The organism is Acinetobacter sp. IK23 (assembly GCF_035615275.1).
GTDB classification, from domain to species: domain Bacteria; phylum Pseudomonadota; class Gammaproteobacteria; order Pseudomonadales; family Moraxellaceae; genus Acinetobacter; species Acinetobacter seifertii.
In genome coordinates this window covers 198,608-220,314 of sequence record NZ_JANBNX010000003.1, presented here as the reverse complement: position 1 = coordinate 220,314, position 21,707 = coordinate 198,608, and the positions used below count along the sequence as shown (strand labels likewise).

22 protein-coding genes, 1 tRNA gene and 2 pseudogenes are annotated in these 21,707 nt (G+C 40.4%); 9 read left to right on the top strand and 16 right to left on the bottom strand.

What is annotated here, in order from left to right; genetic code table 11:
• Positions 1 to 39: 39 nt before the first annotated feature.
• The 4 genes and pseudogenes from MSG95_RS04270 to benA all read right to left on the bottom strand — a co-directional run bounded on the left by MSG95_RS04270 (position 40) and on the right by benA (position 3,811).
• The gene (locus MSG95_RS04270; RefSeq protein ID WP_077164564.1) at positions 40 to 825 is read right to left on the bottom strand and encodes a 1,6-dihydroxycyclohexa-2,4-diene-1-carboxylate dehydrogenase; all 786 of its coding nucleotides are present in this window, start codon (positions 823 to 825) and stop codon (positions 40 to 42) included.
• Between the two features lie 18 nt (positions 826 to 843).
• Positions 844 to 1,860 carry a benzoate 1,2-dioxygenase electron transfer component BenC gene (gene benC / locus MSG95_RS04265; RefSeq protein ID WP_077164563.1) on the bottom strand — a complete coding sequence of 339 codons (1,017 nt, stop codon included), beginning with the start codon at positions 1,858 to 1,860 and terminating at the stop codon, positions 844 to 846.
• A 52-nt stretch (positions 1,861 to 1,912) separates the two neighbouring features.
• Positions 1,913 to 2,432 (bottom strand): annotated as a pseudogene (gene benB, locus MSG95_RS04260) (benzoate 1,2-dioxygenase small subunit).
• Complete coding sequence (benA, locus tag MSG95_RS04255; RefSeq protein WP_004793610.1) at positions 2,429 to 3,811, bottom strand: benzoate 1,2-dioxygenase large subunit; 1,383 nt, start codon at positions 3,809 to 3,811, stop codon at positions 2,429 to 2,431. Before benA ends, benB begins: the two are co-directional and overlap by 4 nt.
• 106 nt (positions 3,812 to 3,917) lie before the next feature.
• Here benA and MSG95_RS04250 point away from each other — a divergent pair.
• Both MSG95_RS04250 and MSG95_RS04245 read left to right on the top strand, forming a co-directional pair.
• Positions 3,918 to 4,047 (top strand): annotated as a pseudogene (locus MSG95_RS04250) (hypothetical protein).
• 44 nt (positions 4,048 to 4,091) lie between these two features.
• Positions 4,092 to 5,051, top strand: coding sequence for a LysR family transcriptional regulator (locus tag MSG95_RS04245; RefSeq protein WP_003652630.1), 960 nt, complete (start codon positions 4,092 to 4,094; stop codon positions 5,049 to 5,051).
• A gap of 48 nt (positions 5,052 to 5,099) precedes the next feature.
• Here the strand turns inward: MSG95_RS04245 and MSG95_RS04240 are convergent, their stop codons facing one another.
• The 7 genes from MSG95_RS04240 to MSG95_RS04210 form a co-directional block, all read right to left on the bottom strand.
• Entirely contained in the window at positions 5,100 to 5,981 is an 882-nt protein-coding gene (locus tag MSG95_RS04240) for a SphA family protein (RefSeq protein ID WP_151819335.1), read from the bottom strand.
• 183 nt (positions 5,982 to 6,164) lie between these two features.
• Positions 6,165 to 7,226 (bottom strand): NADH:ubiquinone reductase (Na(+)-transporting) subunit F, encoded by a 1,062-nt coding sequence (locus MSG95_RS04235; RefSeq protein WP_017399432.1) that lies wholly within the window; start codon positions 7,224 to 7,226, stop codon positions 6,165 to 6,167.
• A gap of 14 nt (positions 7,227 to 7,240) precedes the next feature.
• The gene (locus tag MSG95_RS04230; RefSeq protein WP_077164561.1) at positions 7,241 to 7,603 is read right to left on the bottom strand and encodes a phenol hydroxylase subunit P4; all 363 of its coding nucleotides are present in this window, start codon (positions 7,601 to 7,603) and stop codon (positions 7,241 to 7,243) included.
• 59 nt (positions 7,604 to 7,662) lie between these two features.
• The gene (locus tag MSG95_RS04225; protein ID WP_077164560.1) at positions 7,663 to 9,189 is read right to left on the bottom strand and encodes an aromatic/alkene/methane monooxygenase hydroxylase/oxygenase subunit alpha; all 1,527 of its coding nucleotides are present in this window, start codon (positions 9,187 to 9,189) and stop codon (positions 7,663 to 7,665) included.
• A gap of 45 nt (positions 9,190 to 9,234) precedes the next feature.
• A complete protein-coding gene (locus MSG95_RS04220; RefSeq protein ID WP_000049450.1) occupies positions 9,235 to 9,501 on the bottom strand; it encodes an MmoB/DmpM family protein in 267 nt (88 codons plus the stop codon).
• An 11-nt stretch (positions 9,502 to 9,512) separates the two neighbouring features.
• Positions 9,513 to 10,514 (bottom strand): aromatic/alkene monooxygenase hydroxylase subunit beta, encoded by a 1,002-nt coding sequence (locus MSG95_RS04215; protein ID WP_077164559.1) that lies wholly within the window; start codon positions 10,512 to 10,514, stop codon positions 9,513 to 9,515.
• Between the two features lie 20 nt (positions 10,515 to 10,534).
• Entirely contained in the window at positions 10,535 to 10,822 is a 288-nt protein-coding gene (locus MSG95_RS04210; protein ID WP_049065253.1) for a phenol hydroxylase subunit, read from the bottom strand.
• Between the two features lie 369 nt (positions 10,823 to 11,191).
• Here MSG95_RS04210 and mobR point away from each other — a divergent pair, with 369 nt between their 5' ends.
• Positions 11,192 to 12,862 carry a phenol degradation transcriptional regulator MobR gene (gene mobR / locus MSG95_RS04200; protein WP_077164556.1) on the top strand — a complete coding sequence of 557 codons (1,671 nt, stop codon included), beginning with the start codon at positions 11,192 to 11,194 and terminating at the stop codon, positions 12,860 to 12,862.
• 57 nt (positions 12,863 to 12,919) lie between these two features.
• Here the strand turns inward: mobR and MSG95_RS04195 are convergent, their stop codons facing one another.
• Positions 12,920 to 13,120 (bottom strand): heavy-metal-associated domain-containing protein, encoded by a 201-nt coding sequence (locus MSG95_RS04195; RefSeq protein ID WP_077164555.1) that lies wholly within the window; start codon positions 13,118 to 13,120, stop codon positions 12,920 to 12,922.
• A 166-nt stretch (positions 13,121 to 13,286) separates the two neighbouring features.
• Here MSG95_RS04195 and MSG95_RS04190 point away from each other — a divergent pair, with 166 nt between their 5' ends.
• The 3 genes from MSG95_RS04190 to MSG95_RS04180 all read left to right on the top strand — a co-directional run bounded on the left by MSG95_RS04190 (position 13,287) and on the right by MSG95_RS04180 (position 16,670).
• A complete protein-coding gene (locus MSG95_RS04190) occupies positions 13,287 to 15,758 on the top strand; it encodes a heavy metal translocating P-type ATPase (protein ID WP_151819336.1) in 2,472 nt (823 codons plus the stop codon).
• 75 nt (positions 15,759 to 15,833) lie between these two features.
• Positions 15,834 to 16,235, top strand: a complete 402-nt coding sequence (cueR, locus tag MSG95_RS04185) for a Cu(I)-responsive transcriptional regulator (RefSeq protein ID WP_004642046.1) — start codon at positions 15,834 to 15,836, stop codon at positions 16,233 to 16,235.
• A gap of 27 nt (positions 16,236 to 16,262) precedes the next feature.
• A complete protein-coding gene (locus tag MSG95_RS04180; RefSeq protein WP_025465127.1) occupies positions 16,263 to 16,670 on the top strand; it encodes a GFA family protein in 408 nt (135 codons plus the stop codon).
• Between the two features lie 602 nt (positions 16,671 to 17,272).
• Here MSG95_RS04180 and MSG95_RS04175 read toward each other — a convergent pair.
• Positions 17,273 to 17,629, bottom strand: a complete 357-nt coding sequence (locus MSG95_RS04175; RefSeq protein ID WP_004702697.1) for a four-helix bundle copper-binding protein — start codon at positions 17,627 to 17,629, stop codon at positions 17,273 to 17,275.
• Between the two features lie 478 nt (positions 17,630 to 18,107).
• Positions 18,108 to 18,437: a hypothetical protein gene (locus MSG95_RS04170; protein WP_077164553.1), complete on the bottom strand. Its 330-nt coding sequence runs from the start codon at positions 18,435 to 18,437 to the stop codon at positions 18,108 to 18,110.
• Positions 18,438 to 18,811: 374 nt separating this feature from the next.
• Here MSG95_RS04170 and MSG95_RS04165 point away from each other — a divergent pair, with 374 nt between their 5' ends.
• Positions 18,812 to 19,405, top strand: a complete 594-nt coding sequence (locus MSG95_RS04165) for a LysE family translocator (protein ID WP_004702695.1) — start codon at positions 18,812 to 18,814, stop codon at positions 19,403 to 19,405.
• 47 nt (positions 19,406 to 19,452) lie between these two features.
• Complete coding sequence (locus MSG95_RS04160; RefSeq protein WP_004702694.1) at positions 19,453 to 19,671, top strand: hypothetical protein; 219 nt, start codon at positions 19,453 to 19,455, stop codon at positions 19,669 to 19,671.
• Between the two features lie 241 nt (positions 19,672 to 19,912).
• Here the strand turns inward: MSG95_RS04160 and xseB are convergent, their stop codons facing one another.
• Positions 19,913 to 20,107, bottom strand: coding sequence for an exodeoxyribonuclease VII small subunit (xseB, locus tag MSG95_RS04155; protein WP_004702693.1), 195 nt, complete (start codon positions 20,105 to 20,107; stop codon positions 19,913 to 19,915).
• Positions 20,097 to 21,362: an exodeoxyribonuclease VII large subunit gene (gene xseA / locus MSG95_RS04150; RefSeq protein WP_077164552.1), complete on the bottom strand. Its 1,266-nt coding sequence runs from the start codon at positions 21,360 to 21,362 to the stop codon at positions 20,097 to 20,099. Before xseA ends, xseB begins: the two co-directional genes overlap by 11 nt.
• Before the next feature lie 265 nt (positions 21,363 to 21,627).
• Between xseA and MSG95_RS04145 the strand changes: the two genes are divergently transcribed.
• Positions 21,628 to 21,704: transfer RNA gene (locus MSG95_RS04145), tRNA-Met, on the top strand.
• Positions 21,705 to 21,707: the final 3 nt, after the last annotated feature.

Below are 21,707 nucleotides of genomic sequence, written 5' to 3'. Positions count from 1 at the left end.
TGTGATTGCCTCCATGCAAATCATGTAAAAAGATCAGGGCTAACCCTGATCTCCACCTCCGACTGAAATAACCGATCCGGTCATATAGGATGCTTCGTCTGATGCAAGAAATAAAATTGCATTGATTTGTTCTTGAATTGTGCCATAACGGCCCATAAATGTTCGATCTATGGTTTGATCAACCACTTGCTGCATCCAGTCTTTTTCATTTTGACTTAACGGATTGGCATTGCGTGGTACTTTCCGAGGTGGTGCTTCAGTTCCACCAGTCGCAACAGCATTGACTCGAATTCCATCTTTGGCATGTTCAAAAGCAAGCGATGCTGTTAGAGCATTTACACCACCTTTAGATGCAGAGTAGGGAATACGGTTAATACCACGGGTTGCAATTGAAGAGACATTTACAATCACACCCGATTGTTGCTTAATCATAGCGGGTAACACAGCGCGGCAGCACCATAACGTTGGAAACAACGAGCGATTCACTTCCTTAATGATCTCTTCTTCGGAAAACTCTTCAAAAGGTTTCATCCAGATCGCGCCACCCACATTATTAATCAGGATATCTACCCGACCATAGTGTTCAATGGCTTTTGCAACTACCGCTTGCGCGCCTGCATAGGTTTCAAGGTCAGCATTAATCGTGACAGCATCGCCACCCGCGCTCTGAATTTCTTTGAGAACGTCTTCAACATATTCAGAGCGGTCCGCCATGACGACTTGTCCACCTTCAGCTGCAACTTGTAGTGCCACGCCACGACCAATGCCTTGAGCACTACCCGTTACAATCACGACTTTATTAGTAAATCTTTGACGGTTTGACATAGATAACTTCTCCACCTGTTAATTCGCAGAGAATTTTTCAAACAAGAAATTAGCAGGTTTGATATTTTCAGTTTCTAACCAGCCACGTACAGCTTCTACCATTGGTACTGGGCCACATAGATAAACATCGACGTCCCCGCCATTTAACCATTCACTTTCAATATGACCAGTGACATAGCCTTTGCGTGCATGGTTGCTCTCAGGGCTTGCGACCACAGTTCGATATTCAAACCACGGGAATTTCGCCTGCAATTCATTGAGTTTTTCTAAAGCTACCAAATCAAAGTCATTAGTTACGCCAAAGACTAAACGAACAGGCTGTTCTGAACCTTTTTCTTCAAGCACTTGTAACATCGACATAAATGGGGCAATGCCAGTACCACCTGCGAGCATCAGCACTGGACGCGCTACATTACGTAAATAGAAGCTACCGAATGGGCCGGTAAATGTCATTTTGTCGCCAGCTTGGGCATTTTTGCTCAAGAATTCACTCATTTTGCCATTTGGTACGTTACGGACCACAAAGCCTGTTAAGCGATTGCCCGGTTTTGAGCTAAATGAATATGAACGTGTTTCGCCAGTTTCAGGAATAGCAACGTTGACGTATTGACCTGCAAGAAAATGAATATCTGGTTGACCTTCATCAAGTTGAATATCAAATGTGATCGTTGAGTCTGATAAGTTTTCAACGCGGGCTAATGTACCTTGGAAGCTATGAATTGCTGTTTTGCAAACATCTGACGAGGCTTGAATCTGGAATACCGCATCTGAAGTTGGGCGACATTGGCAAGCAAGAATATAGCCTTGCTCAGCTTCTTCTGGGGTTAGTGCATCTTCAATATAGGTTTCTTCTGGCATGTCATAACTGCCGGATTCGCAAAATGCGCGGCAAGTTCCACATGCACCGTCACGGCAATCCAAAGGAATATTAATTTTTTGGCGATAGGCTGCGTCAGATAGGGTTTCGCCTTGAGCTACGTTAATGAAACGTGTAACACCATCTTCAAATTGAAGTGCGATATTGTGGTTTGACATGGCATGTATCCTACAAAATATTTGAAACTTTTACCCTCAGCCAACAGTCCGTTTAACTGAGGGGGTATGTCTTAAAGGTGATAGATATCAATGACTTGATTGATGTAGTCATTTTTCAAAACGACATACTTGCTCAAGATCTTTGGTTGATCACCTGAAAAATCGATCACATAACGTGACATACCGAAATAGCTGTAATTTGTCTTGTAACGGAAACTCAAGGTATTCCAGTTAAAGCGAACTGTGACTTTGTCGCCATCGCGCTCAACAACTTCAACATTGGCAATATTGTGGCTTGTGCGTGTGTCCGGCATGGTTGCTGATGAGCGCTCAGTTTTAATACGGAACACACGATCTTCTAAACCTTGACGGTCTGGATAATAAATAAGTGAAATTTCAGATTGCGGATCTTCAGTTAATCTATCGTCGTCGTCCCAAGCTGGCATCCAGAAAGAAGCTTCGGGTGCATAGCATTCAATCCAATCTTCCCATTGTTCATCATCTAAAAAACGAGCTTCACGATAGAGAAACTGAGCAATATTTTCTAAAGTTGCTTTGTCTTGAGTGCTCATGCTGTTTCTCCCTGATCAGCAATTTCTTTCTCTGATGCAATCGCGTGTTTCATGGTGTGTAACCAATATTGATGTTGGGCAAGATATAAGCCTTCATCTTCAGTTTTAATCCCACTTAACATTGGTTTTAAACCGATTTCGTTTGCTGCATCGTCTGGTCCATAAATCCAGTGTTTTGAACCACGGCACATGTCATTCCATTCAAGGGCAATACCTGCGTAGCCTGCCTGACAAGCACGGAATTCTTCTAAATCGTCTGGTGTTGCCATACCTGAAGCATTAAAGAAATCTTCATATTGACGGATACGACGTGCACGAGCTTCGGGTGCTTCGCCTTTAGGAGCAATACAGTAAATGGTAACTTCAGTTCTATTAACCGAAAGTGGGCGAAGTACACGAATTTGCGAACCGAACTGATCCATCAAATAAACGTTTGGATAGAGACACAAGTTACGTGAACGCTCAATCATCCATTTCGACATCGCTTCACCGTATTTTTCGGTGTATTCGTCTGCTTTCGGGAAGTTTGGACGGTCTTCTGGGTTTGCCCATTGTGTCCAAAGCAACATGTGGCCATTTTCAAAGCCATACGAACCACCGCCTTGTTTACCCCAAGAACCTGCACTCATGGCGCGGATGTTATCGGCAGCTTGAGTTTCTTTACGGTGTTGAGTTGTTGCTGCGTAGTTCCAGTGCACAGCAGAAACGTGGTAACCATCAGCACCATTTTCAGCAGTGAGTTTCCAGTTACCTTCATAGGTATAAGTAGATGAACCACGTAAAACTTCTAAACCATGTTCAGACTGATCAACGATCATGTCGATGATTTTGGTGGTTTCACCTAAGAATTCTTCAAGCGAAGGAACATCGGGATTTAAGCTACCAAATAAGAAACCTTTGTAGCTCTCAAAACGAGCCACTTTTTTAAGGTCATGTGAACCTTCTTGGTTAAAGCAGTCCGAGTAACCGGCTTCGCTTGGATCTTTAACCTTGAGTAATTTACCTGAGTTGTTAAACGTCCAGCCGTGGAAAGGGCAGGTATATGTTGCTTTGTTACCGCGCTTGTGACGGCAAAGTTGTGCTCCGCGGTGTGAACATGCATTGATCATGGCATTGAGTTCACCGTTACGGTTGCGGGCAATAATGACGGGCTGACGACCAATGTGCGTGGTGTAGTAGTCATTATTGTTTGGAATTTGGCTTTCGTGTGCTAAATAAACCCAATTGCCTTCGAAGATGTATTTCATTTCGAGGTCAAAAAGAGCTTCGTCAGTAAATACTGAGCGATGAAGTTTAAATTCACCTGTATCGATGTTATCGACAAGTAATTCATCAATACGGTCAAGATGGCTAGTATTGATTACAGGAATACGTGGCATGTCCGTTCTCCGACTTTCCAAAAGTGTGGAAGTCACCAAGGCCTTAGCTACGATCTAAAAGGTCTTGATATCCTAATATTGTCAATGAAGCGCATGAGTGCGCTGGGTGTTTAACCGTGAATTGATGAAGATGAATCACTGGAAGATTGGCAAGAAGGCTTTTTCACAAAGCAATTCATCACTTCATCGGTTTGTTGCTTGTATATACCTTAAAAGAATGGTTAAACTGTGTCTAAGACTGAATTTGCATTTTTTTATATCTTAAAGGTATGGAAGCCTGATGGAACTAAGACATTTACGGTATTTTGTGGCTGTTGTTGAAGAACAGAGCTTTACAAAAGCTGCGGAAAAACTATTTATTGCTCAACCACCTTTGAGTCGACAGATTCAAAATTTGGAAAGTGAGCTTGGAATTCAACTGTTTGAGCGCGGAAGCCGTCCTTTACAGACAACCCCAGCCGGACATTTCTTTTATCAGCACGCCCTTAAACTTTTGTCGAATGCTGAAGAAATAAAAAGTATGACCAAACGTATTGGTCTGATTGAACGTAGTGTGACGATTGGTTTTGTTGGGTCTTTACTCTATGGTTTACTGCCGCGAATCATCTATTTATTTCGGCAACAGCAACCTCATTTGAATATTCAATTGATGGAGTTAAGTACGACCGAGCAACTACAGGCATTAAAAGAAGGGCGTATTGATGTTGGATTTGGACGTTTAAGAATTAGTGACCCTGCGGTGAGACGTATTTTGCTGCGTAAAGAACGCTTGGTGGTTGCTGCACATACGAGTCATCCGATTGCTCAGCGTACAGAAGGGGTATATCTGGCCGATCTCATTGATGAAAAGATGTTTATGTATCCCACTTCGCCAAAGCCTAATTTTTCGACCCAGCTTTTAAATATTTTTGCCGAGCACAGTTTGGTTCCAAAAAATATGCATGAAATACGGGAAATTCAACTGGCTTTGGGCTTGGTAGCAGCGGGTGAAGGTTTGTGTATTATTCCTGCCAGTGCCGATACCATTCGTTTTCCTCATTTAAATTACATTCCGATTTTAGATAACGGCGCAGTCAGCCCGATTTTCATCACTGCTCGTGCAATGGACCGAAGTGAAGATTTACAGCTTTTATTTGATTGTATTTATCAGGTGTATGATCTTGAAGGGATACCTTATCAACGGACGGTTTTCACGCTCGATCAGAACCCGATAGATGATTCAAACGGCATCGACTTTTAAATAAAGCAGGGCATAGCCTCAAAAGCTGAAGCTATGCGTTGATGTGTTTTAGAAAGCCCAAATTAGTTTTAGCCAGCTGGTATGTCCTTCGGGACGATATTCGACTTCGGTTTCTTTTAAAAATTTGGCTTCAATAGACCAGTTTTTATCGGCATATTGAATGCCTGGACCAATTGCAAAAGCCTGTCCTTTAAACCCAATGTCACTTCCGTTTACTTTGTCATCTGTGGTTTGTTTAAAAGCATAGCCTTCAACTGCAACTTTGAGTTTGGGGTTAATGCGGTAACCTAAGCTATAGTCACCCGCAATGTATTGTCCAGACTTATAGTCGGTCGCGTCGTTACGTGTATTCCAGCTATAAGACAGTTTAGTTGAAAGATCTAAGCCCGCCGCGTTGGCATAACTATATGCAAGAATAGGTCGAATGGTGTGATAGTTTTTCCCGAGATTGGCTTCAACTGGATGTGTCGTACTTGGAGTGTCGTAATCACCTGTTCCAAGTACGGTTTCTAGGGCTGCAATCCAGTGATGATTTCCTTGATGCCAGCCGAGCATACCACCCAAAATTAAGTCTCCGAGTCCTTGGTTTGAGTCAGCCATTCCATTTACTTTTAGTCTTAGATCAACCAATGGCTGGGCTGCATAAAACCCGAGTTGTCCATCCATAATTTTTTGATTGGTCATCCAGACCAAACGAGGAACCACAGCGTTGACATCAACATGGAACTGATCGGGACCATTTTGAAACTCTGATGCGTGATAATTTTGATAATAACTGAGTAAGTAGACACCAGCAGGTGGTAGGGCACCCGCCATCATCCCTTCGGCACCTAAGGCAAAAGAGTCCGAGCCGTTTTCTGTCGCAAATGCAGAAGGAAGGTAAAGGGTGCTGATTACACCACATATGATTGCAGCAATTTTGTTATTCATAGAATGTCCTATTCTGTGTTGTTTGACTTGTCACTGAAAAGCGTTATTCCTTAACGGTCTTTAAAACTTAAGTCTGTTTAACCTGTAAATTTTGAATGCAGAACTCCTGTGAGCTTTGTATTTGCTTTCTAAATTAAAAATACAAAGCTCATTTGAAAAAGTGGATTGTTGAATGATTTATCTTTAAATATGTTTGAATAAAGCCGAACGTGACTGTCCGGCAGCACCATCGGCTGCACTTAAGAAGCGTTCAGTGTGAATGTCCCTTTCGAATAAGCGACTTTGCATGAGAGTTGAAATTGCCGAGTCGATCATGATGGGTGGGCCGCACAAATAAGCTTTGTGTCCACCACATCGATTTTCAAAGTAATCGGCAACAGCCTCATGCACAAATCCAGTAAATCCAGTCCATTGATCTTCTACTTTTGGTGCATTCAGGGCAGGGATATAACGGAAGTTTGGATAGTCTTTTACGAGTTGTTCAAACAATTCTCGGTTGTACAGCTCTGCCAAGTCTCTTGCTCCTTGGAAGAGGTAAATCGTGCGACTATCTCCAGATTCAAGTAAATCTAAAATCATCGATTGTGGACTTGAAAGACCTGAACCACCTGCAATGAAAATGGCATTTTGATCATCTGACTTGCGTACAAAAAATTGACCATAAGGGCCCGAAATATCAAGCTGATCACCCGTGGCAAGTTGTTCATGTACATAAGTCGTCGCTGCACCACCTTCAACTTTACGAATATGCAGCTCAACGATGCCGACTTCACTTGGTGAATTGGCAATTGAAAACGCTCGAGTTCCTTCAATATCTGGGAACTGGACATTGATATATTGGCCAGCTTGGAACTCGATTGGGCGATCTAGTTGTAGTCGGATTCCTTTAATGGTTGGCGATAAGTCTTTTATTTCAATGACTGTCGCTTGATAGTCTTGAACCAAATGGCCTAAGAAATCTGGGTCTTCATCAACATCGGCTTCAATGACCATGTCGGATTGTGGTTTGCAGCAGCAGGCAAGCACCTTATTTTCATCACGTTCAATATCCATGAGTGCAAATGGCGAGGCTTCACCAACATCATAAAAACCATCGGTGACTTGAACCTTGCAGGTCCCGCAAGTGCCATGACCACAGGCAAAGGGTAACCAAACGCCTTGGCGTAAAGCGGCATCTAAGATGGTTTGATCTTCTTCTACTTCAATCGTTGTTCCGATCGGTTCAATGGTGACTTGATAACTCATGACACACCTCCGAATTAAACGTAGCTGTCGTTATAGCCATTTAATTCTGGCGTAACGAAACGAAGTAATGACTTATGCCCAAAACCAAGCTCTGCCAAGCTTTTTGTATTCTCTGGTTCGATTGTTTGACCATCTAAGGTGTATTGCACTTTTGACCAATCAATTTTGGCAAAATCTGGATGTTGGGCAAAACCACCTGTAATTTGTTGCTCAATCAACTGTCCAAATGTTTGTTGAGGCGAGGCAAGCATGGCATGTGCCGAGCAAAAAAGGGTGTGATGATCCCAACCCACGTAAAGTAAGAATTGATCGCCATAATTTTTTTGCAGATCAAGCGGTTCAAATTGATAGTTGTTGTGTATCGCGCGAACAGTCATGTCCAATCTCCTTATTTCCGATCAGGCAGCTTGATGACTGCCTGAACAATTCCTTGTGCTTAAGCTGCGTTGCCTTTCCATTTTTTCCAGCGCTGTTGATCTGGTGAACCTTCAATATCCAGATTGTCGGCGCCGACATTCATGCGGTAATAATCGCGGAGCATGGTTTCAAGATCACCGCCACCACAGTTGCCTTGCAAAATTTGATTTACAGGTAACCATGCTTGTATATATTTCTCAGGCTCGCGCTCGAAAATGTCATGACAGCCATCTGAACAGGTGTGGTAACGTTCGCCTTGGTAGATGCTATTGCGATAACTAAACTGAGTTGGGTCATCACCCATTTCGGTAAAGGTCATTGGAATCTGACAAACCTGACAAAGCTGTGGTAAACCTACGCTGTAGAAGCGTTTACCTTCGGCTTCCATTTTGCGAGCCAACTCCCATTTTGGACGGTAGTATTTATCGAAAGTGTCTGGATATTTAGCAGATAACCAATCCATTTCTTCGTCGGTTGGAATCCAAGTATGGAAACCAGCAGCATGACCAAAGTTATAGAAAATCCACCATGCCTGATGTGAGACATGCTCTTTTTCTTTCACAATGACATCGCTATATTTCGGCATACGAATGCCATAACGGCTTAAATCTTTAAATAGCGCACCGCCTGCCTGTTCAAAATAAACTTCCCAAGCTTCTTTCCAAGACATCACTTTGTTTGGCAACATGTAATCCATCATCATGCCCACAATTGAAAGCAAACGCGTCCCACGCCAGAACCATTTATCAATCCATTCCTGCACAATCGGCACGTTGTCTTCATGTTGTTCGAGCAAGAATTTCACGATTTCAAGACCGAGTGTCATGTGGCGTGCTTCATCTGACTGCGCACTAAAACCAAAGGTCACGGTTGCCATATCGCCGTTATAAGCTGCACCCGACATAAACGGCACAAATAGCAAATTGGTAAGTACATATTCAAAAGCAAAACTAATGGCTAATAAAAACTCGAAAGGGCCAGCAGAACGGGCATCTTCAAAAAATGATTTAGGCACAGACAAATACCAAACGCGGTCATGCATGTGCGCCCAATCCTGAAAACCATCAAAGAACTTGTTGTAATGGCTCATGGCATGAATTTGAGTCTGTACATGACGCAGCTCATCAATCGACTGCATCTGAGATGCAATACGTGCTCCAATACCACTAAATTGGCGACCTACATGGGCATAGCCTTGATAAGCCTGATATTCAAGGGGGGTCACCGCTGTTAAAAAGAGTTTGATCGCATTTAAGTAGCGTTCATTGCTGACATTCATCTGACCATTGTTTTGAGCAAAGGCATCAAAAATGGCATAAAGTTTTTTCTCTTTTTCTGCCTGATATTTCCAGTAAGCATCCATGGTTAAACGGAATGGATCTTCCCATTTAGACCAGTCAGTAATTTTGATGCCTTCAAACTCTTCATAAGGGAAGGCCTCTTTACGCTCAGCATAAGAAAAGTCCCAGTCCAGATCACGGGTTAATGCACGGTAACGATCTTTCGCATTTAATTTTTTGCTGGTTTCTTTCGTTTGAGTTGTCATGATTGATCATCCTTAAATCTTTGTTAAACAACATCTATGTTGTGATTAATTCCAATGAAGACGGAAAGTATCGTCATCTTCTTCGACATTGCCGCCCAGCGTAATCATGTTGAGTTGTAATGATTGGATGTCCCAATCTTGGCCTAGCTTTTCAGATACGGTTTCAGCTTTAATCACCAAATCAGTTTCACTTTCAATGCGAATCATGGCGGGTAAATACTGAATTGAAGCTTCAGGGTTATCTTCTTCAATCGCTTCGAGGATGTAGCGTGAAGTATCGTTGTCTTGTAATGCGAGATAGACTTTAGACATGTTGCTTCTCCTTAAGCGTTTGCAAGTTCTGGTTGTAGGCCGAGTTTTTTTGCACGTTCAATCACAACTTGTTCTGCTTGATCGACTGCATTTGCTGTTAAGGCTGCTGTTGCCCAAGGTGTAAAGGCCGCTTTTACTTGAGCTAAAGACTGAGTGAACCATTCATTTAATAGTTGTTTATTGTGATCGGATTCCGCTGCGGCAGTTTTAATGACGGTGTCTGACCACTTACGTAAATCACCTAAAGTGTCTTTCATAAACTCAGTCAGCATGGCTAAGTCACGAGCATTTTGAGTGACTAACCACTGATCAAACTGTTGATAAACAAGCTCTGTCACAAAGCCGTCAATCACAAGGTTCTGTAATAGGAAAAGTTTGAAATAGTCTTGCTCGGTGAGACTTTCTTCACACAGACGGCGTAAGCCTTGCCATGCAGGATGTTGCATCCAAGCCTGTTTTGCCTGCTGTAATGAATCGCCGCTATTACCATCTAAAGCTAGACCAATCCGTGAGATGTACTGTGCAATTCCTAAATGGTCCATCGCGGCATAAATACAAGCTTGGGTAAGTACGGTGCCATAACCATAGGCACTACCAGACATCATGTGTAAGTTTGCCGTTTGTTCAACGTGGCGAAATGGCAATAGGCACTCAATGACTTTGCCTTTGACTTCATCAGACAAATGCTCTGCAAGCTGACGTTTTTCAAAAAAAGCAAAATTACTTTCGGCAGTGTCTTGCAAACGCGCACGATGCTGAACATAAGTTCCATAATAGAATTGACGTGGATCTTTAAATGCATACCAGTCTTGCATTTGCAGGGCGGTATGGGTTTTATCATTTAAGGTCTTTTCAGGTTTCCACAAAGGACGATAGTGAAAGTTAGTTTCTGCCTGTACATCAAAACTTACTTCTTGATATCGAGTTGCTGGCTTACTACCAAATCGTCTTTCGATATAGGCATAGTTCTGGCGGATAGGTTCGACATTTGACGTTTTGATTTCTAAAGTCATGGCTTTATCTCCTTATATTTTTACATCTGATCATCGTGATCGTTGCTATTACGTTGCGTGCCGACTAAGGTTGCTTCAGTGCCATAGCGCCATTTTTCTTCCTGAGCATCATTAAAAGCTTGCTGCTCTTGGGTCATTTCAACCACTTGATTGGTCTTACAAAAATCATTAAATGCATGTTTAGGCAAAACCAGTTCCACAAATAGACTTGGGTCATGAATGGCGAAATCGAATTCGATGAACTCTGCGTTTAAGTCGCCAGTGACCCGAATATATTTGGTTAATACTTCGACTTGAGGTTGCGTCATGCTGTACTCCATCAAGACATGGTCTTGAAATTGATGAATGCTCCTTGCTCTCGCTATAGGCTTTACAAAAGCTATGCCAACTTTATTTTTTGTTATTAAAAACAATAAATTAAGATTTTTTATGAAAATGAAGAATTTTTAAAATTCACCATTTCATGAATTTTTTGAATGGTGAAATAGAGATATTCATGATTTGATGAAGAGGGTTGTAAAAATTTCTTTTTAGAATGTTTCAGGCTTTAAATGAAGAGATTTAGAAATACTTTTTTAGTATGAAGTTATGTCTTTAAGGTACTAGGATATTTATCTGGTTCTTCGATAAGATGAGATAACACCCAAATGTGTTTAATGGATTAAAACAGATCACTCATGGCTCGAGTAAAATACGATACAACGGGACGATACGCAGATCATCCGCAAGAAATTCATGATTTGCTGTCTAAACTGCACTTTGATACTGCCCACGGTCAAATCTGGTTTGATGAATATCGGATGCTGCTTTTACACACCAGCATTATGGGATATTTGCGTAAAGACTTAGCGCACATGATTGGTCTTGAGCGGACTAAGCGTTTTTTTATTCGATTGGGGTATCAAGCTGGGTTAAAAGATGCACAAGTTACAACAAAAATGCGTCCCGATTTAAATGAACACGATGCTTTTATGGCAGGCCCACAAATGCATGCGATTCGTGGAATGGTGCAAGTACAGGCCAACCAGCTCAATTTAAGCCACGATGAAAAACAGTTTTATGCCGATTTAAATTGGCTCAACTCTTTTGAAGCCGATGTGCATTTAGAGCATTTTGGCCCAAGTGATGAACCTGCGTGCTGGATGCTTCTGGGTTATGCGTGCGGCTACAGTAGTTTTGCGACGGGCATGACCATTATTTATCAAGAAATAGAGTGTAAAGCTTGCGGCGATGAGCATTGCCGTATTATCGGTAAGCCTTTAGAAGAGTGGGAAAATGCAGATGAGCTAATTCAGTTCATGTCTCCCGAACCCATGGAAAAAGAACTGATTGCGTTGCAGGCTGAACTTTTTGAGCTTAAAAAATCAATTTACAGTGACAGTGAAGCCGATTACCAATTATTTAGCTCAGTGGGTAAGTCAGCATCTTATAAACAGGTCTGTGCATTACTAACCAAAGCAGCAGGTTCGAAAGTTTCTATTTTGCTACAAGGTGAAACTGGCGTTGGTAAAGAAGCTTTTGCACGAGGGGTTCATGCAAATAGCCAAAGAAAAGACCAACCTTTTGTTGCGGTAAATTGTGCAGCGATTCCGTCAGAATTAATTGAGTCTGAGTTATTTGGGGTAGAAAAAGGTGCCTATACGGGGGCACATCAATCTCGCTTGGGCAAGTTTGAACGAGCCAATGGCGGTACTATTTTTTTAGACGAAGTGATTGAGCTTTCACCTCGTGCACAAGCGGCACTATTACGCATTTTGCAAGAAGGTGAATTTGAGCGAGTTGGAGATTCGCAGACACGTATTTTAGATGTTCGTGTAATTACAGCAACCAATGAAGATCTTGAACAGGCTGTGAAAACAGGGCGCTTTCGGGCAGATTTGTATTATCGCTTAAATATTTTTCCAGTCCAGATTCCACCTTTGCGGGAGCGCCGTGAAGATATTCCTTTATTGGTTGAACACTTTCTTCATCGTTTTGAAAAAATGTACGGCAAAACTATTCAGGGCGTAAGTGAAAAGACCAAAGTTTTTATGCAGCAATATGAATGGCCGGGAAATATTCGTGAGTTGGAAAACTTATTAGAAAGGGCGGTTTTATTAACGGACGATCAGCAACTGATTAAGTTAAATGCCATTTTTCCACAGATCAAGCATGACCCAGAGCAGGCTGTAGCTGTTGAAACTGACTTTGAAAAATTATTACAACCAGAGTTTAATTTAGAAGAACACGAGAAGCAGTTAATTTTAACGGCTTTAAAAAAGGCAAATCATAATGTGTCAGAAGCGGCACGCTTATTGGGACTAACTCGGGCAGCACTAGACTATCGAATTAAAAAATTTCAGCTTTGAGTCAATATCAACAAGCTCAAAAATAAAGGCCTAACTTTAAACGTTAGGCTTTATTCATTATTGCACTTTCGCTGGGAAACCATCTTCTTCAAGTGCTTCGGTAATTTTATCGACGCTTTCGCTGCTTTCAACAGTCACGATTTTGGTCGCTAAGTCTACATCTACTTTTGCATTTGGGTCGATATCTTGAATCGTTGCAGTCACGCCACGAGCGCAGCCACCACAAGTCATATTTTCAATAAGTAGTTTCATGTTCATACTCCATCAAGAATGAGATGTTTGTTTGGATAACACTGAGTCTAAACCTTGTCATGATTGTAAGGTCAAGACCAAATTTTTAAAAAATTATGCTTGACCTTCCCATGATGGGAATCTGTATGCTCAATACAGAATATTAAATTTTGCAGATTTGCAGAGGTGTTTGATGGACTCAAAAAACACAAAATTGCCAGCATATAGTGAAACACTTCCAATCGAAGGTATGACCTGTGCCTCGTGTGTAGGTCGTGTCGAAAAAGCACTTAAGAAAGTTGAAAATGTAGAGATTGCTAACGTTAATTTGGCAACAGAAAAAGCCGTTGTTTATTCAAATCAACCGATTCAGCGTGAAGCACTGGTTAAAGCAGTTGAACGAGCAGGTTATGATGTTCCAAAAGCTGCGCCAGAGGAGTTGTCTATTGAGGGCATGACCTGTGCATCTTGTGTTGCACGTGTTGAAAAAGCCCTTAAAAAAGTAGACGGCGTTCAAGAAGCCACAGTCAACTTAGCAACAGAGCAAGCTTGGGTGCAGGCAGATTCATCAGTCAATGTCGAAGACTTAATTCGCGCTGTTAAAAAAGCAGGTTACGATGCAAAAGCATCTGAAAAAAATCAAGATGAGCAGCTCGATAAAAAAGCGTCAGAGTTAGATCAGCTTAAAAAAGATTTGATCATTTCGGTTGTGTTGGCTTTACCTGTGTTTATTTTGGAAATGGGTTCACATCTCATTCCAGCTTTTCACATGTGGGTCATGCATACCATTGGTCAATACAATAGCTGGCTTTTACAATTTGTTTTGACCACATTAGTTCTCGTTTTTCCTGGTCGTCGTTTTTACCAAAAAGGGATTCCGGCTTTATGGCGTTTAGCGCCAGATATGAACTCGCTGGTTGCTGTTGGAACCTTAGCCGCCTATAGCTTCTCAGTCGTAGCAACCTTTCTGCCACAGGTTTTACCCCAAGGCACGGTCAATGTTTACTTTGAAGCGGCTGCCGTTATTGTCAGTTTAATTTTGCTTGGGCGATATTTTGAAGCCAAAGCCAAAGGACGAACCTCGCAAGCCATTCAACATTTAGTGGGAATGCAGCCCAAAACAGCTCGTATTCAGCGTGACGGTCAAGTGGTGGAAGTTGCAGTTGCCGAAGTGGTCAGTGGAACTATTGTAGAAATTCGTCCGGGTGAAAGGGTGCCTGTCGATGGTGAAGTGATTGAAGGGCATAGCTACATTGATGAATCTATGATTACGGGTGAACCTGTTCCTGTTGAAAAAATAGTAGGACATCAGGTGGTCGGTGGTACAGTCAACCAGAACGGTACTCTAAACATTCGGGCAACCGCAGTGGGTAGCTCATCTGTACTTTCACAAATTATTCGCATGGTTGAACAAGCCCAAGGTTCTAAACTTCCAATTCAGGGCTTGGTCGATAAAGTCACCATGTGGTTTGTACCGGCTGTCATGTTAATTGCTGCAATTACTTTCTTGGTCTGGTTTATCTTTGGGCCAGAGCCTGCGCTGACTTTTGGTTTGGTCAACGCCGTTGCAGTACTGATAATTGCTTGTCCTTGTGCGATGGGGCTTGCAACGCCAACTTCGATTATGGTCGGTACTGGACGTGGTGCTGAGCTCGGTGTCTTGTTCCGTAAAGGCGAAGCTTTGCAGCTTTTACAAGAAGCGCAGGTGGTTGCTGTTGATAAAACTGGAACGCTCACTGAAGGCAAACCGACACTGACAGACTTTAATGTGCAATCTGGTTTTGAACGTGAGCAAGTACTTACTTTGGTTGCTTCAGTCGAAGCCAAATCTGAACACCCAATTGCACTCGCGATTGTTCAAGCAGCAGAAAGCGAAGGCTTAAACTTATTACCCGTAACAGCATTTAACTCGATTACTGGTTCAGGTATTGAGGCTGAAGTATCAGATCAAAAAGTACAAATTGGCGCAGACCGTTATATGCACCAACTTGGTTTAGAGACCAACTCATTCCAAGCGATTGCTGCTCAATTAGGTGAAGAAGGCAAAACACCGCTGTATGTCGCCATCGATCAACAACTTGCTGCAATTATTGCCGTGGCGGATCCAATTAAAGAAACAACCTATGCTGCGATTGAGGCCTTGCATCAATTAGGTCTCAAGGTTGCCATGATTACAGGCGACAACCGTCATACGGCACAAGCGATTGCAAAAAAGCTGAATATTGATGAAGTTGTGGCAGAGGTTTTACCCGAAGGCAAAGTGGACACAGTTCGCCAACTGCAAAAACAATATGGTCGTTTGGCCTTTGTAGGTGATGGTATTAACGATGCTCCAGCCTTGGCGCAAGCAGATGTTGGGTTAGCCATTGGTACAGGAACAGATGTTGCCATTGAAGCAGCCGATGTTGTGTTGATGTCAGGTAGTTTAAAAGGTGTACCGAACGCAATTGCATTAAGTAAAGCCACCATGCGAAACATACGTCAAAACTTGTTCTGGGCATTTGTATATAACGTTGCACTTATTCCAATTGCAGCAGGTGCGCTATATCCAGCATTTGGTGTGTTACTTTCACCTATGTTTGCAGCAGGCGCGATGGCACTTTCTTCGGTCTTTGTTTTAGGCAATGCATTACGCTTAAAACGTTTTCATGCGCCAGTACAGTAAGGGTGCTGAAAATCAACTTTTGGTTTAAGATCATGACAACAGGTCTTAAACCAAATTTAATATTTGAGGTGTGAGATGAATATCGGTCAGGCATCCAAACATTCGGGCATTTCGGCGAAAATGATTCGCTACTATGAAGAAATCGGTTTACTTGAAGCAGCTCAGCGTTCTGCTTCTGGCTATCGCATTTATTCAGAAACAGACCTTAAAACTTTAAACTTTTTAAAGCATGCTCGAGAGTTAGGTTTTTCATCTGAACAGATGAAAGAGCTTATTTCACTTTGGAAAAATACAGACCGGCAGAGTGCAGAGGTGAAAGCCTTAACCGTAAAACACATTGCCGAATTAAAACAGAAAATTGCCCATCTCCAAGAAATGGTCAATATTTTGCAGGCTTCAGCCGATGATTGCTGCGGCAACCAGCAAGCTTCTTGTGCGATCTTAGATCACATTGAAAAAGGTGTGGGTGTAAGCTAAGTTTCATTAAAATAAAAAAGGAAAATCATAGTGTATACGGCATCTTGTCTATGTAATGGTATCCAACTACAAATTAATAGCGAATTAGAACCCATCATGGTGTGTCATTGCACACAGTGCCAAAAAGCTCAAGGTACTGCTTTCGCTGCCATTACTCAAGTACAAAAAAGTGACTTAAATATTGTGCAGGGTGAAAATCTTTTACAGGCTTATTTTGCATCACCTAATAAAAAGAGAGTGTTCTGTAAAACTTGTGGTTCGCCGATCTGGAGTGAACGTTTAGATAAGCCTGAAGTAGTGCGTTTAAGGGTAGGCCTTATTAATGAAGAAATATCGACATCTGTAATTTCTCATGCTTTTGTGTCTTCAAAAGTGAAGTGGTATCCAATTTGCGATAGTGCTCGCCAATATCCAAATGCGGTAGAAAACCCTTAAATATTAAGGTTGGATCGTATTTTATTCATTTGTAAAAAAACGTGAACAAGACTAGCCATGAATAAATAATGTGCTATAACTGTACCTAAGGTAATCGTAATATCTCCTCGATCCACAGGGAAACTTGGGACAGGGCAAAAGATACGATAGGACCTTACATATAGCTAGCAAAGAGCATGTAAGAGATGGATAGACACAAATCTTAGATTGCTCACCGTTGCAGAAAAGCCCGTGAAACGGGCTTTTTTAATGCCTGTAGAAAGCTATTTCTAATTTGAGAAGTGCATAAATTTTTAGACTATTTATGAAAAATTAATGTAAAAATAACAAAATATTTTAAATAAACAGACTATTCTGTATTGTAATTTGTTTTTATTAAGGGTACATTTAATCAACGGTTTAAAGTTCAAGCTTAATAATGAACTCATGGTCGTTGTGGGAGATCTAAGAGCCTGCATTTTCCCCAAGATGCGGGTTTTTTTTATGCCTAAAGAAAAGTAGTTATTCATCTCATCTAAAATTTTAATTTTCTAATTCTTTGTTTTTTAAATTTTTAAAACCTACGAGCTAAATAGGTCGTAGGTTTTTACGCTAACTAGAAGTTAAGCACGATATGCCTGACAAGCTTGGGCACATGCTAAACATGCTTTTGCACAAATCTGGCAATGCTCATGTTCGTGTTTACTACATTCAGCTGCGCAAAGTTGGCATGCACTGGCACATAATTGCATAGCTTGTTCAGCAAGTTCCGAATGTCTTAACTCTAAAGACGTACATAACTGACAGGTTTCTACGCAGGTTAAACAATGCTTAATACATTCACGCATCATATGCACATGCTCTTCTTGTAAGCATGCAGAGGCACAATGTTTACAAGCAAACATACATTCAATGCAGGCTTGAATAGAATTAGATGCTTGACTAAATAAAGAAGGATCAGGGGTTTGCGAGCTATTCATTTTAATATTCTCCTTTTCAAAGGCTTTTATTAAAAAACCGAATATTGTTATCTTTTTTCATTTTATAAAATCATTTCTCCTACAGGGACTTTTGAAATGAAAGGTCTACAAATGCTCAATAAGTGATTAACCTCGTATAAGAATGTTACATGTAATTGGCTCACTCAATTTTTGAAAGAAGATGAAGCACGAAGAAGAAATTTCTCAAACAAGACATAAAATTTATTTCGATATAATACTTTTGGCTAATTTCTTATTGTATGAATATTAGGCAAATTAGGAATGTGAACTTTGAAGGACACGAAATGGAAAACGTTAATCAATACGCTCACGGAGCTGAGCATGAAGTCCACATCCATTGCAAACGATCATTAAGTACATTAATACTGAGTATGTTCGTATTAATTACAACTGGTCGTTAAAAGAAAAAGCACCTGAGGGTGCTTTTTCTATATACAGCGACGATTAATAGATAATTTTAAGAACCTATAAAGCCGCGCCGTTTTTTGTAGGCTTTACGGTCATAAGAAGGAATATTTGACTGCTGGAGATCAATCGCCAGTTGTTTCTTGCGTTGCAACTGAACTTCATTAAGAAGAGCAGCATAAATTTTTGGTCGGTCAGTTTTAAACTTATCTACATCCAATGGAATCTTATCTTCATTCTTGACTAAATATAGAACAGAACCGTTTGCATTGGTTTCATATATTGTCCAGCCAAGCCGAACAATGTAGAGACCTGTTTTTTGATTTTTACCTAAATAAGCTTTAAACCCATCGGGATGAGGGCGAACATAAGCATTCATCATGCATCCTCCATCAACTATTTAATTCGATGAAAGCGACAATCAATGAATTGATGGGGAGCGATACATCTATTCAATAAAATCACGATTTCTAATTGTATATATATTGATCAATTTGGCAATTTCAAGTCATGTGATCATTTTGTGCAATAGTTAAAAAATAATATAATCTGACCGAAACTCATTAAAAAAATGTGTGACGTATTTTGCAAATTAAAAATTAAACAAATTATAATGAATCTAAGTTCACTTTTTAATATGATTATGATTTTAAAAATAAAAAAGTATTTGTAATATTTCTTGTTACAACGATTTTGTCGACAATAGATGCTCTTTTTTGACATATTTCGCCTAGAGCAATCAGTGAGTTTTGGCCTATGGTGTCATTTTTATTTATTGGACTTGTAGTCACTATCTTGCTGACTCCAGGACCAACAAATACATTATTAGCCTCGGCTGGCTTGCAAGCGGGGGTAAAGCATTCTCTTAAGTTAATTCCAGCAGAGGTAATAGGTTACCTGATCGCGATTACCTCATGGGGTGTTTTACTTGAGTCGGTATCTCATTTTATTCCATGGCTTCCAGCTATATTAAAATTGATGAGCGCGAGTTTCATTCTCTATCTTGCTTTTAAACTTTGGATAACATCGACTGAAGATATTAAGCTAGATCGACCACTGATCACGCCAAAGGCTTTATTTGTTGCGACACTTTTAAACCCTAAAGCGTTACTGTTTGCTTCAGCGATTTTTCCACATGCAGCGTGGGAAAATCCGAATTTGTATTTTATTCACATTGTTGTCTTTTTATCTTTAATTACCCCAATTGCTTTTTTATGGATTATGTTTGGAACAGTACTGATTTCAAATAAAGTAACTTGGTTGAATCAACGTAATTTACAACGTACGGCTGCATTTATTTTAACTTTTTTTGCGATGCCAATCGGCTATTCTGCGATTAGCTCATTTTAAACTTAACCGATTATTTATATTAAAAATTTATTTTTCAGGAGATTTTTATGAAAAGATTAAAAGTAATTATCAAGGATCAGTTTGACAAAGAATCAATTGCTTTGGCAAAAGTTAGACCAATGAATGACCATGCACTTGAACTTCATAAAAGCATTGAACATATTGAAATTAATGACGATATCATTTTGCCCAATATGGATTTGTTATATGAAAACCCTAAAGACGGCAAAATTTATCAGTTAATCGGTGCATTCAGTGAGGAATAACTATTAAATTAAATTTAACAATAACCAACTACATAGTTTGTGTTTATTAGAGTCTTAATGGTGGAAATTAAGCCAAACTAACGTATAGACACAATTAAAATATTGAACATTGGTAGTCATTATGGGACTATGTTTTTGCAAAAATGTGACCTAATCCTCATTTTTGCATTTCAGGACTAAGTGGTATTCACTAAGCCCATTCCTTCAATGAGAAGTAGGAATGGGCTTTTTTTATGAAATCTTATTCTTTGAAAGTTTCATCTAAAGCTTGTTGAACAGCTTCAATTCGAGACTTGCAAGCTTTGTAAGCGCTAATAGACTCTTCAACAACTTTCATTAGATTATCAATATCGGGACTTTCTTGAGATTCCAATAACTCAGCATTTTTCTTCAAAATATCATGACCATCTTTAAACGTTAACTCTTCATTTTTCATTTGGAATTACCTGTGTAATGTTGGCTTCAATCACACCATCTTGCATTTCAATTGCAATGGCGGGGCTTGAAATTTGCTGTATAGAGCGAATAGCTTTTCCTTCAGATCTGACTATTGCATAGCCTTTAGCTTGAACCTGTTTCGGGTTTTGCAAAAGAATTTCCTTCATTAAAGATTCGATTTGCGCTAATGAAAATTTAACTTGTTGCTGTGAGCTAAACTGAATACGTTCTTTCATCTGGTCAAGTAGACGATGCGCCGAGTTAAGCTGATTTTGTGCCGAAGACTTAATGTGTTGAAGCAGTTGATCATTTTTGCTTTGATACGTCGTGATTTGATGCTGAGAAAGCAGCTTAATAGTTTGTAGACTATCTAGTGCTTCTTGTACGCGTTCAACAATATGGTTGCGAATACCAGCAATCACTTTACTTGGAGTATCAAACGAACGGTGTGCAATCTCATCAAGGATGGTACGGTCTTTTTCATGTCCAATACCAACCCAAATTGGTACGCTGCGTTTACAGAGTAGGGCTGCGAGCTCATAATCATTTAAATAAGCTAAATCATTTACAGCGCCACCCCCACGAATAATTACAATTAGATCGGGTGGGAAGTTATAACGGTTTGCCCATTGCTTTAAACCAGTTGCCAACGACTCCATCAGACTAACGGCAGCCGTATTGCCCTGAAAGGTTGCATTTTGATAAACAAAATGACAAACCCCATTTCGCTCAAGAGCATCTGCATCTTTTTTAAAATCACCGAGGCCCGCAGCATTTTGTGGAGCAATCACTAAAACATTTTGTATATCAAAAGGAGTAGGGATGAGTTTATTTTTATGAATTAAACCTTCTTGAGTTAAACGCTCCACAATTTGTTGATAACGTTTTGCAATTTCACCAAGTGTAAAACTTGAGTCTATCTCTTCAATATTGACTGAAAATCCGTATTGCGGATCAAAACGCGCTCTAATTTTAATTAAAACATTTAAGTCACTTGCTAACTCAATTCCTGTTTCACGTTCAAACTTAAGAACAATTTTACTCGCTGAAAATTTCCAGATGGTTGCTTTACAACTAGCGATGACTTTATCTGTATCTGTGTCTTTCTCTGCAAGTTCTAAATAGTAATGTCCACCTTTAATATTTAAATTCCGAATCTCTGCTCTAACCCATACGGGATCGTCAAAGGTCAGGCGTATGACTTCCTGCACAGTGCCGAGATATTCGCTGAGCGAGAACTGAGGATCAGACATATAAACTATAAATGTATTAATGAGAGAAAGAATCTAGATAGTATAAAAGCTATCCAAGCAAGGCAATTGGTGTCTATAAATATCGGGTTCTATTTAAAATAAATACAACAATTTAACGAGCTAAAAGTTGGAAATTGATATGCCTATTTAGAGTAAGTGGTAAAAAATGAAAAATTAATAAAAAGATAATTGTTAATAATTACAACCGATTAAAAAATAAAGTTTGCTTTATAAAATATATAGGCGTATAAAGCTTACTTCCAATTGCGGGGTGGAGCAGTCTGGTAGCTCGTCGGGCTCATAACCCGAAGGTCGTTGGTTCAAATCCGACTCCCGCATCCAAAA